The organism is Streptomyces sp. NPDC003032 (genome assembly GCF_053591415.1).
The window spans coordinates 192,631-203,090 of the sequence record NZ_JBSFTT010000016.1 but is presented as its reverse complement, the minus strand read 5'-3'; the positions used below and the strand labels follow the sequence as shown (position 1 = coordinate 203,090).

Genomic DNA, 10,460 nt, shown 5'->3' with positions numbered 1-10,460 from the left:
CGATGTAGAGGAGGTCGGGCTCGCCCTCGGCGCGCCGGACGACATGGTCGTCCCAGACCTTCTCCGCGAGTGTCCTACCCATCGCTTTCCCTCCGGTCGAACGTTATTGATCCTGAGCTGAAGTGGCATTCGGATGCGTGCTGTCCCTCGCAGAGACGCCTACTCCTGCGGAACGAACGCAGAGATGTGAAGAGGGCTGCCGACAACCGCGTTCGCCCTGCGCGATGTCGGTTCGGAGTCCTGCATTGGCTTGGGGCGGAGCGACTCGCGATACGGCTTGCCGGGTAGGCCCCACGTGTCTGCGAAGTGGACGCACACCACCAGACACGCAGGGCTCCGGGTCACTCAGGTGGCAGGCGTCTTCGGGGACGCGGCCGGACTGCTTTGCGTCTGTGGCTCCTCGGGCCGGGCACGCCGGGCCGCCGTCAGCACCGCGCTTCGGACGGCTTCAGCCTCGTCCTTGTGCATGCCCACCCCCCACAGACCATGCGTGCCTGCACCCAGCATGATTTCGCAGAAGGCGACGCAGTCGGTGCGTCCCTCGAGCCGGTCGACGATGACGTCCTGCACCGTAGCCGGTATGCACAGGGCGGCGAGCAGGAGCTGAGCCGGCTCACGCCAGTCACCGGAGCGTCGGTCGAGGTCGAAGACCGCTGTCGGATCGTCCGCCGTGCCTTCCTGCACTGGCTCCGTACCGGGTGTGACATACCGGTCCACGAAGATCTGCCAGAGCTTGTCCGCGCCGACCTCACCGCCCTGCTCCTCGCAGAACTTCTGCATGACGTGCGCGAAGTCGATCTGCAGCCTTCTGGGCAGGACCACACCTTGTGTGCTTCGCAGGAGGTGCGCGATGCCGCCCTTGCCTGACTGGGTGTTGATGCGGATGAGGGCTTGATAGCTGCGGCCGATGTCGCGCGGGTCGACAGGGAGATAGGGCACGTCCCAGAAGGCGTCGGCGTCCTCTTCCTCGCGGGCCTTGAGTCCCTTGGCGATGGCGTCCTGGTGTGTGCCGGCGAAGGAGGTGTACACGAACTCACCCACCCAGGGGTGGCGGCTGGAGACCGGGAGTTGGTTGCAGTCCTCCACCACGCGCCGTATACCGTCCAGGTCACGCAGGTCGAGCATGGGGTCGATGCCCTGGGAGAAGAGGTTCATCGCCAGGGTCGGCAAGCAGACATTGCCGGTGCGCTCGCCGTTTCCGAACAGGCAACCTTCCACGCGGTCGGCACCGGCCAACAGTGCCAGCTCGGTCGCGGCGATGGCGCTGCCGCGGTCGTTGTGCGGATGCAGGGCGAGGATGGTGCGGTCCCGGTGCGCCAACTCCCGGCTCATGTACTCGATACGGTCCGCGAACTCGTGCGGCGGGAATGTCTCCACTGTTGCGGGCAGGGCTATCCGCAGCGTGCGGTCGGTGCGGGGGGCGCAGTACTCCTGCACCGCATTGCAGATCTCCAGGGCGAAGTCGGGTTCCGTCTGGGTGAAGGACTCGGGGACGAAGGACAGGAAGAGCTCGGTCTCCGGTGTCGTCTCCTGCAAGCGCACTGCCTGCCGGGCACCTTCGAGGGCCATGGCCAGCATCTCTTCGCGGCTGGCGCGGAAGACCACCCGGCGCTGGGCCACGGAGGTCGGAATGATGTACTGCACGATCGCCTTGCGGGCACCGCGGACCGCGTCGACGCTGCGTTTGAGGGCGTCGGTGCGGATGGTGGTGAGAACCTGAATGATGACGTCGTCGGGAATGGCATCAGTCTCGATCAGATGCCGGACGAAGTCATATTCGTCCTGGGACGCGGCAGGGTAGCCGACCTCGATCTCTTTGAAGCCGATGGACACCAGGAGATCGAACATCCTGCGCTTGCGGGCGACGTCCATCGGGTCGATGAGAGCTTGGTTGCCGTCCCGGAGGTCCACGCTGCCCCAGAGGGGCGCCTCGGTCAGCCGTCGGCTCGGCCAAGTCCGGTCGGCCAGCCCGATCGGCTTGTAGGGCGCGTACTTGCGGAACGGCATGCCGCTGGTTGCCTGCACTCCCATGTGCTGCGGGGAGAAAGTCCGGTGTGACTGCTGAAGGTCAGCCATCTTGTCCTCTTTTCGGAGAATCGGGGATCAAGGACAACGTCAGCGGGTGGCCACGTCGACCGACGCCTTACCCACTGCTGCTGTGGGTTCGTGAGTCCACCTCGCCAGTTGGGCTTGGCAGGTGCTCAGAAGAGGGCGGTACGACGGGTCATGCGAGGTCTCGGGCGAGCGCTCGGCCAGCTGTCCGGCCGGAAAAGACGCAGCCACCGAGGAAGCCACCCTCCAGGGCGTTGTATCCGTGCACTCCTCCGCCACCGAACCCGGCCACTTCACCGGCCGCGTACAGGCCGTCGAAGGCAGCTCCGCCCGGTCGTAGAACCTGCGCGTCCAAGTTGGTCTGCACTCCACCCAAAGTCTTGCGGATGAGCAGGTGCAGGCGTGCGGCGATCAGCGGGCCGTGTGAGGGGTCGAGCAGGCGGTGGGGGGCGGCGATCCGCAGGAGCCGCTCCGGCAGGTACGTGCGGGCATTGCGCACGGACATCAGTTGCATGTCCTTGTAGTAGGCGTTGACTGTCTGCCGGTCGCGGGCCACCGCCTCCCGCTCGACACGCGCGTATTCGAGCGGTGCCTCAGGGGTCAGTTTGTTCATTTCCTTCACCAGCGCAGCCAGCGTCGGGCGTATCACGATGTCCTCGCCACGTTCAAGGAACGCACGGACCGGCCCCATCGTGCTCTTCTTCAGCCGTAGGAGCAGCAACGGGGCGTTCTTGCCGGTGAGGTCGGGATTCTGCTCGGATCCCGAGAGTGCGAACTCCCTGTCCAGGATCGTCTGGGTCATGATGAACCACGAGTGGTCCTGACCGGCCCGCGTGATGTGCCGCAGCGTGTGCATGGCCGCATGACTGGGAAACAACGGCGGAGGCAACCGTCGCCCGGTGGCGTCAAGCCACAGCGGTGACGGACCGGAGATGACGCGTACCCCATGGCCGGGCCAGATGGGCGACCAGTTCTTCAGAGCGTCGGGGTAGTTCCACATGCGGTCGAGGTTGACCACTGAGCCGCCGGCATCCTCCGTGATCCCAAGCATCCGCCCGTCAACGTGCGCCGGCACACCTGTGAGCATCGAGGCTGGCACAGGGCCGAGGCGGTCGACCGGCCAGTGAGCGCGGACCAGTTCGGGGTTGCCGCCCATACCGCCCGAAACGATGAGCACCGCCTGTGCGCGCATCTCGAACTTCCTGATCTCCTTCCGTGAGGAGGGAGCTCCCCGTGGCCCCTGCGAAGGCTCAAGCACCGCGCCCCGCACACCGACTGCGGAGCCCCCCTCAAGGATGAGTTCGTCGACCCTGTGCCGGTACTTGAAGGTGACCTGCCCTCGCGCGGCGGCGGCCAGAACCGGGTCACGGAACACCCGTACAACCTCGGGGCCGGCGCCCCAGGTGTAGTGGAACCGGGGGACGGAATTGCCGTGACCGGTCGCGGTGCCCTTTCCTCGCTCCGCCCACCCGACGACGGGCAGCAGCCGCAGCCCGAGCTGGTACAGGTAGCTGCGCTTGTAGCCGGCGGCGAAGTGCACATACGCCTCGGCCCACTTACGGGCCCACCGGTCCTCGTCCGTACGGTCGAACCCGGCCGAGGACAGCCAGTCGGACATGGCCAGCTCAGGAGAGTCCTTGATCCCCGCCAACCGCTGTTCGGGGCTGTCGACCAGGAACAGGCCGCCCTCTGCCCAGAAGGCCTGTCCGCCGAGGTTGCGTTCGTTCTCCTGCTCGACGATGACCACCCGCCGCCCGGCACGCGTCAGCTCGAGCGTCGCGACCAGTCCGGCCAGCCCTGCGCCGACCACGATGACATCAGCCGTGTCGCTCATGGTCAGCGCTCCTCTTCCGGCACGCCGACGCCGGCCCGGTCAAGGAAGGGGCGGAGGACGGCCAGGAACTGGTCGGCGGCCTCCAGCGGCATCAGGTGCCCGGCGCAGGGAAACAGCCTCAGCTCACCGCGGCGCAAGTGCCGGCGGGCGTGGATTCCCTGCCAGAAAGGCAGTACGACGTCCTGGACGCCCCAGACCACCAGAACTGGAATGGGCAATTCCGAGAGCCGCCCGAGGAGAGGGTTTTTCTGGCCCAGCGGCCCCACCGAAGCGCGGATCGAGCGCAGTGTGGTGGGCAGACCTTCAGGCGAGCGGACGGCCTTCAACTGACTGCGCCACCAAGGACGAGGTATGCGCCAAGTGCGGCAAGTGCCCAGCAGCCCGATCGTCTTCACGAGTAATTCCGGTCCGAAGGGAATCACAGGAACCAGCCACCTCGTCAGGTCCCCCAGAGGGGTGAGAGCGTGCGCCATCATTGCCGGGTTGATGGCGCGCCCCATACCGGCGGAGCTGACGAGCGACAAGGACGTCAACTTCCCCGGACGTTGGAGGGCCATGTGGACGGCCACGGCGCCGCCCAGTGAGTGGCCTACGACCGCAACACTCTCCACACCGATTTCTTGGGCGAACCTCCATGCAAAGAGGGCCAGTTCCGCAGGGTCGTTGTCGCCGAAGAGTGGTTCGGTGTAGCCATACCCTGGCAAGTCCACGGCGATGGCTCGATGGCTGTGGCCGAGACCTTCGAGGACCGGGTACCACTGCTCGGCCACACTGCCCTCACCGGGCAGCAGCAAGACGGGCTTCCCCGCCCCGGCCTCGAGGTATCTCGTCGAGGTTCCGTCCACATCGACCCAATGCTCCTCCACGACCTTCCCACGTACGGTGGCGTAATCCGTCATTGCGGTCTCCTCCTCTGTCTGTGCGATTGCACGGCAGCGGCCCCGCGATTTCGGAAGGGCCTACCGGTAGGGAACGTTGCTGGATTCGCGTGGTCCCGCGAGGCAGTAAGACGGAGACGCCGTATCCCGCCGGCCGACGGCACGTGTCCCGCAGCTTTCTCGGAGCCGCCTCCGTGGGGCCGGGATTCACCTGTACGGCAATGTAGAATCGCCTAAGTGGTGTGGGTAGGCGTATAAGAAGCGCGCACTATGGTCGTAGTGCGCGCCTGCTCGCACAGAGTGCGTAACTTGACCCTGGAGGGCCTCCGTCCTCGCCGGTGGGCCAGCACAGGCGGCCCACTGTTTCGCCGCCATGACGGCCCACGCGGCGGCAAAGGGGGGTGCGGAAACAGTTCCGGCTTCCCGGCCCTGGCCCCCGCCGACGCCGCCCTTTTGGAGCCTGACGGGTTGATGCCCCGACAGGTTGGCGGTGGTTCGTGACTCACCCGATCGGGCCGCGTTGAGCCAGCCAGCCAGGAGACGGAGAGCGATGTTGAAGTAGGCCCGTGGGACGACGTGTTGGAGTCGCTACTGCTGCGGGCGGGAAAGCGGTTCGGCCGTGTCGAGCCGCAGCGGCGGATGCGGGACGACGTACGTACCGAGATCGTCGGCCTCGACGACGCCGGGCACGGAGCCGCCGGTGCGCAGGGGCTCGATGTAACAGGTCGCGGTGACCTCTCTCAGCATTTTCTCAGGCCACCTACTTCATCGCGCCTCCGGCATGAAGTGAGCCTGGTAACCGGGGTGATCAGGCGAGGCGTGCCTGGTGTGGGTCCCCTTCGGCAAGCTCTCCGGGATTGCGTCATCAGGGTAGCCATATACCCCCCGGGGGTATATCTTCGTGATCAACGCCCGGCGCGGACGACGCCGGGAGGCGCATCACACCTTGGGAGATGTCATGACGAACCACACCGGCCACGGCCAGATGAACCACGGTGCTCACACCGGCCACGGTGCTCACACCGGCCACGGCGCTCACGGCGGAGCGCGGCCCGGTGGGCTGTCGGTCTCCGAGAGCGGGTACACGCTTGAGCTGGACTCGACGATCCTCGCCGCCGGCGCGCAGCCGGTCGGCTTCCGGGTGATCGGCCCCGACGGGCGGCCGGTGACCGAGTTCAAGGCCGAGCACGAGAAGGAGCTGCACTTCATCGCCGTCCGGCGCGACACCGCCGGATTCCAGCACGTGCACCCGGTGCGGGACGAGAAGGGCACCTGGAGCGTCGAACTGGCCCTGGAGCCAGGGGACTGGAGGTTCTTCACCGACGTCCACCCGGTCGGCCACGACGCGACCATGACGCTGGGAATCGACGTCGCGGTCGCCGGGTCGTACGACCCGAAGCCGCTCCCCGAGGCCACCGGTACCGCACGGATCGGCGAGTACACCGTCGCGCTCGACGGTGAACTCCTGCCCGGCGAGGCGAGCGAACTGACCCTCACCGTCAGCCGGAACGGCCGGCCCGTCACCGACCTACAGCCCTATCTGGCCGCGTACGGGCACCTCGTGGCCCTGCGGGTCGGCGACCTGGGCTACCTCCACGTGCACCCGGAGGGCGAACCGGGTGACGGCACCACCGCACCGGGACCCGAGATCGCGTTCATGGCGGTCGCGCCCACGGCCGGCACCTACCGCCTGTACCTGGACTTCCAGCACAACGGCGTCGTACGAACGGCTGAGTTCACGGTGCGGACCGCCGCGACCACGCCCCGCCCGGACGCGGCACCCCACGCCGCACCCGAGCACAGCGGCCACCACCACCCCCACGGCGCCCACGCACACCACTGAGCACGAACCACGCCGACCGCGTGAACGCACATCCCCCACCGGAAGGAGCGTCATGCCCCGCCTGACCCCCTCACACCCGACACGGCGGTCGGCGGCGGCGAGGTGGGCGATGCCGTTGACATGGTCTCCACGATGGCGCACTCACCGGCCGTACTGGGCGGCTACCTCCAGCTCAGCCGGGCCATGGGGCGCCCTAGGAGTGAACGAAGAGGAGATCGCGCGACAGCCGACTTCGTCGGCGTCGTCGGCGTCGTCGGCGTCGTCGCCCTCAACATCCTCACCGGCGCCTTCAACCTGCTCGCCGGCCTCACACCGGGGAGCGGCACCGGTGCGTAGCGACAAGCCCGCCTGTACTCGCGGGGCACGGCCTCCACCCCGGGGCCGCGCCCCGCCGCATGGACACGGAAGGAGCCCGCCATGCGTCTGTTCGCCATCCGCGACTACCGCCACCTGTTCGGCGCCCAGGTCATCGCCCTCTTCGGCACCGGGCTGACCACAGTGGCCCTCGGACTGCTCGCCTACGACCTCGCAGGACCGCGCGCGGGCATGGTCCTCGGCACCGCCCTGACGGTCAAGATGGTCATGTACGTGGTCATAGCCCCGCTGGCTGCCGCATACGTCGACCGGTTTCCCCGGAGAACGCTCCTGGTCCTCCTCGACGTGGTCCGCGGCGCGGTGGTCCTCGCACTCCCGCTGGTCACCGAGGTCTGGCACATCTACGTCCTGATCGGCCTGCTCCAGGCCGGGTCCGCGGCGTTCACCCCGACGTTCCAGGCCGTCATCCCCGACATCGTCACCGACGAGTCCGACTACACGCGTGCCCTGTCCGCCTCCCAGGTCGCCTCCACCATGGAGAGCCTGCTCAGCCCCGTGCTCGCAGCCGTCGCCCTGACGTTCATGAGCTTCGACCGGCTGTTCCTGGGCACCTCCGCCGGCTTCCTCTTCTCCGCCCTGCTCGTCCTGTCGACGCGCGTCCCCGACGCCCGCCCCAGTACCCGCACCGGGGCATGGGACAAGGCGGCGGCCGGGATCAGGACCTTCCTCGGGACGCCCCGGCTGCGCGGCGTCATGGCGCTCAACCTCGTGGTCGCGGCGGCCGGTTCGATCGTCGTCGTCAACACCGTCAACCACGTCCGTGACGGGCTCGGCGGCTCGCAGTCGGACGTCGCCCGGATGCTCGCCGCCTCCGGCACCGGCACCCTCCTGGCCGCCCTCGTACTGCCTCGCGTTCTGGACCGGATCGCTGCCCGGACCGTCATGATGACCGGCGCCGGAGTCCTCGTCGGCGGCACGACCGCCGCGGTGACGCTCACCGCGGCCGGCCTGACCACATGGACCGGTACGGCGATCATCTGGACCGTGATCGGCATCGGCATGGCACTGATCATCACGCCGACCGGCAAGGTCCTGCGCGCCTCCGTCGCACGGAACGCGATCCCCGAGGCGTTCGCGGCCCAGTTCTCCCTGTCGCACCTGGCCTGGCTGGTCACCTACCCCATCGCGGGCCGGCTCGGCACGAGCGCGGGCTTCACCCTGGCCTGGTCCGTCCTCGCGGTCCTTGCCGGAGCGGGAGCGATCGGCGCCCTCCTCCTCTGGCCGAGCCACGACGGCCGAGAAGCCATGACCACCCCCGTGACACCTGCCCAGCACGCGCCGAGCCCGGACCGGTCCACCCTGTCCAAGGCCGCGTGAAGCACCCTGCCGGGCGGTGGACATCCTCGTGCCGGGAGGGGCGGCGCCCGCTCCCCTTCCGCCCGTCGCGTCGTCGACCATGGCCGGACCCCGGACTCCGGCCCCCGGCCCACGCCCCGGGATTCCGCGCAACGGATTGGCGCGATATCAGGGTTGTCAGAGACACGCCAGCCTCCTACAGTCCCGACCCAATCCGGTGAATGGGAGCGCTCCCATTCACGCACCACCACTGGAGGCACCATGGCCCGAAGCAAGAGACGACCACTGTCCTTACTGGCGGCGCTGGCCACCCTGATCGGCGGGCTCGGTCTGGTCCTGGTCGGTCAGCACGGCGCGCAGGCGCACGGTGTGACGATGACGCCCGGTTCGCGGACCTACCTCTGCTATCTGGACGCCAGGACCGGCACCGGCGCGCTCGACCCGACGAACCCGGCGTGCAAGGCGGCGCTCGCGGAGAGCGGCTCCAACGCGCTGTACAACTGGTTCGCCGTGCTCGACTCCAACGCGGGCGGACGCGGCCCGGGTTACGTCCCGGACGGTAAGCTGTGCAGCGCCGGTGACCGCTCCCCGTACAACTTCACCGGCTACAACGCCGCCCGCGCCGACTGGCCCCGGACGCACCTCACCTCCGGGTCGACGATCAGGATCAAGCACAGCAACTGGGCCGCGCACCCCGGTGACTTCCGGGTGTACGTCTCCAAGCCCGGCTACTCCCCCACCAAGCCGCTGGGCTGGGGTGACCTGGAGCTCGTCCAGACCGTCACCGACCCGCCGCAGTCCGGCGCGGTGGGCAGCGAGTCCGGTCACTACTACTGGGACGTGAAGCTGCCATCGGGCCGCTCCGGTGACGCGATGATGTTCATCCAGTGGGTGCGGTCGGACAGCCAGGAGAACTTCTTCTCCTGCTCCGACATCGTCTTCGACGGCGGCAACGGCGAGGTGACCGGTATCCGCGGCTCGGGGAGCACCCCCACCCCCACCCCGACGCCTACGCCTACGCCTACGCCGACCCCGTCCGACCCGCACACCGGGTGCATGGCCCTCTACAAGGTGACGAACTACTGGAACGGCGGCTTCCAGGGTTCCGTCGAGGTGATGAACCACAACACCACCGCGCGCGACGGATGGGCCGTGCGCTGGCAGCCGGGCGCCGGCACCAAGATCAACCAGGTCTGGAACGGCACCCTGGCCACCGGCACCGGCTCCGACGGCGCGGTGACGGTGAAGAACGTCGACCACAACCGCCGCATCCCGCCGGACGGCACCGTGACGTTCGGCTTCACCGCCGCCTCCACCGGGAACAACCTGCCGATCGGCTCGGTCACCTGCGTCGATCCGTGACAGCGGCATGCGAACGACCCCCCACAGGGATCCAACATTCCCCCACGGAAAGAAGGAGATCATGGATTGTCATGCACATGTTCCTAGCGTGCGGCGCCCTCTGCCGCGTCGTCGTCTGTCGCGAGGCCGTCTGCCGCTCGTCCTGAGCACCTTCGTCGCGGTGCTGCTCAGCCTGATCCCCTGGAGCGGCACCGCCGTGGCCCACGGGTCGGTCGTCGACCCGGGATCGCGCAACTACGGCTGCTGGCTGCGCTGGGGCAGCGACTTCCAGAATCCGGCCATGGCCCAGGAGGACCCCATGTGCTGGCAGGCGTGGCAGGCCAACCCCAACGCCATGTGGAACTGGAACGGCCTGTACCGCAACGGCTCCGGCGGCAACTTCCAGGCGGTCGTCCCTGACGGACAGCTGTGCAGCGGCGGCCGGACCGAGGGCGGCCGCTACAACTCGCTGGACGCCGTGGGCCCGTGGAAGACCAAGGACGTCGGGGCCAGCTTCGACGTCAAGCTGTACGACCAGGCCAGTCACGGCGCGGACTACTTCCTGGTCTACGTCACCCGGCAGGGCTTCGACCCCACCACCCAGCCGCTGCGCTGGAGCGACCTCGAACTGGTGGCCCGCACCGGCAAGTACGCGCCCAGCCAGAACTACTCGATCCCGGTGAGCACGTCAGGTTACAGCGGTCGCCATGTCGTCTACACGGTCTGGCAGGCCTCGCACATGGACCAGACGTATTTCCTCTGCAGTGATGTGAACTTCCGCTGACCGTGTCGGTGCGCCGGGCCGTTCGCGCCCCGGCGCACCGGCGCGCTCCGCCTCTGG

General features: G+C 68.1%; 8 protein-coding genes and 1 pseudogene. 5 read left to right on the top strand and 4 right to left on the bottom strand.

Going from position 1 to position 10,460, the window contains the following annotated elements; genetic code table 11:
* Positions 1-345: 345 nt before the first annotated feature.
* The 4 genes and pseudogenes from ACWDZ7_RS23515 to ACWDZ7_RS23500 all read right to left on the bottom strand — a co-directional run.
* Positions 346-2,076, bottom strand: coding sequence for a 2-isopropylmalate synthase (locus ACWDZ7_RS23515; RefSeq protein WP_451799486.1), 1,731 nt, complete (start codon positions 2,074-2,076; stop codon positions 346-348).
* Between the two features lie 148 nt (positions 2,077-2,224).
* Positions 2,225-3,886 (bottom strand): FAD-binding dehydrogenase, encoded by a 1,662-nt coding sequence (locus ACWDZ7_RS23510; protein WP_451799485.1) that lies wholly within the window; start codon positions 3,884-3,886, stop codon positions 2,225-2,227.
* Positions 3,887-3,888: 2 nt separating this feature from the next.
* Positions 3,889-4,785 (bottom strand): alpha/beta fold hydrolase, encoded by an 897-nt coding sequence (locus tag ACWDZ7_RS23505; protein ID WP_451799484.1) that lies wholly within the window; start codon positions 4,783-4,785, stop codon positions 3,889-3,891.
* Between the two features lie 624 nt (positions 4,786-5,409).
* Positions 5,410-5,511: pseudogene (locus ACWDZ7_RS23500) on the bottom strand (HipA family kinase); the annotation flags it as partial.
* Positions 5,512-5,722: 211 nt separating this feature from the next.
* Here ACWDZ7_RS23500 and ACWDZ7_RS23495 point away from each other — a divergent pair.
* The 5 genes from ACWDZ7_RS23495 to ACWDZ7_RS23475 all read left to right on the top strand — a co-directional run bounded on the left by ACWDZ7_RS23495 (position 5,723) and on the right by ACWDZ7_RS23475 (position 10,403).
* Positions 5,723-6,607 (top strand): hypothetical protein, encoded by an 885-nt coding sequence (locus ACWDZ7_RS23495; protein WP_451799482.1) that lies wholly within the window; start codon positions 5,723-5,725, stop codon positions 6,605-6,607.
* Between the two features lie 132 nt (positions 6,608-6,739).
* Positions 6,740-6,943, top strand: a complete 204-nt coding sequence (locus tag ACWDZ7_RS23490) for a hypothetical protein (RefSeq protein ID WP_451799481.1) — start codon at positions 6,740-6,742, stop codon at positions 6,941-6,943.
* An 81-nt stretch (positions 6,944-7,024) separates the two neighbouring features.
* On the top strand, positions 7,025-8,299 hold the full coding sequence (locus tag ACWDZ7_RS23485) for an MFS transporter (RefSeq protein ID WP_451799480.1): 1,275 nt from the start codon (positions 7,025-7,027) through the stop codon (positions 8,297-8,299).
* Between the two features lie 240 nt (positions 8,300-8,539).
* Positions 8,540-9,640: a lytic polysaccharide monooxygenase gene (locus ACWDZ7_RS23480; protein ID WP_451799479.1), complete on the top strand. Its 1,101-nt coding sequence runs from the start codon at positions 8,540-8,542 to the stop codon at positions 9,638-9,640.
* Between the two features lie 61 nt (positions 9,641-9,701).
* Entirely contained in the window at positions 9,702-10,403 is a 702-nt protein-coding gene (locus ACWDZ7_RS23475; protein ID WP_451799478.1) for a lytic polysaccharide monooxygenase auxiliary activity family 9 protein, read from the top strand.
* Positions 10,404-10,460: the final 57 nt, after the last annotated feature.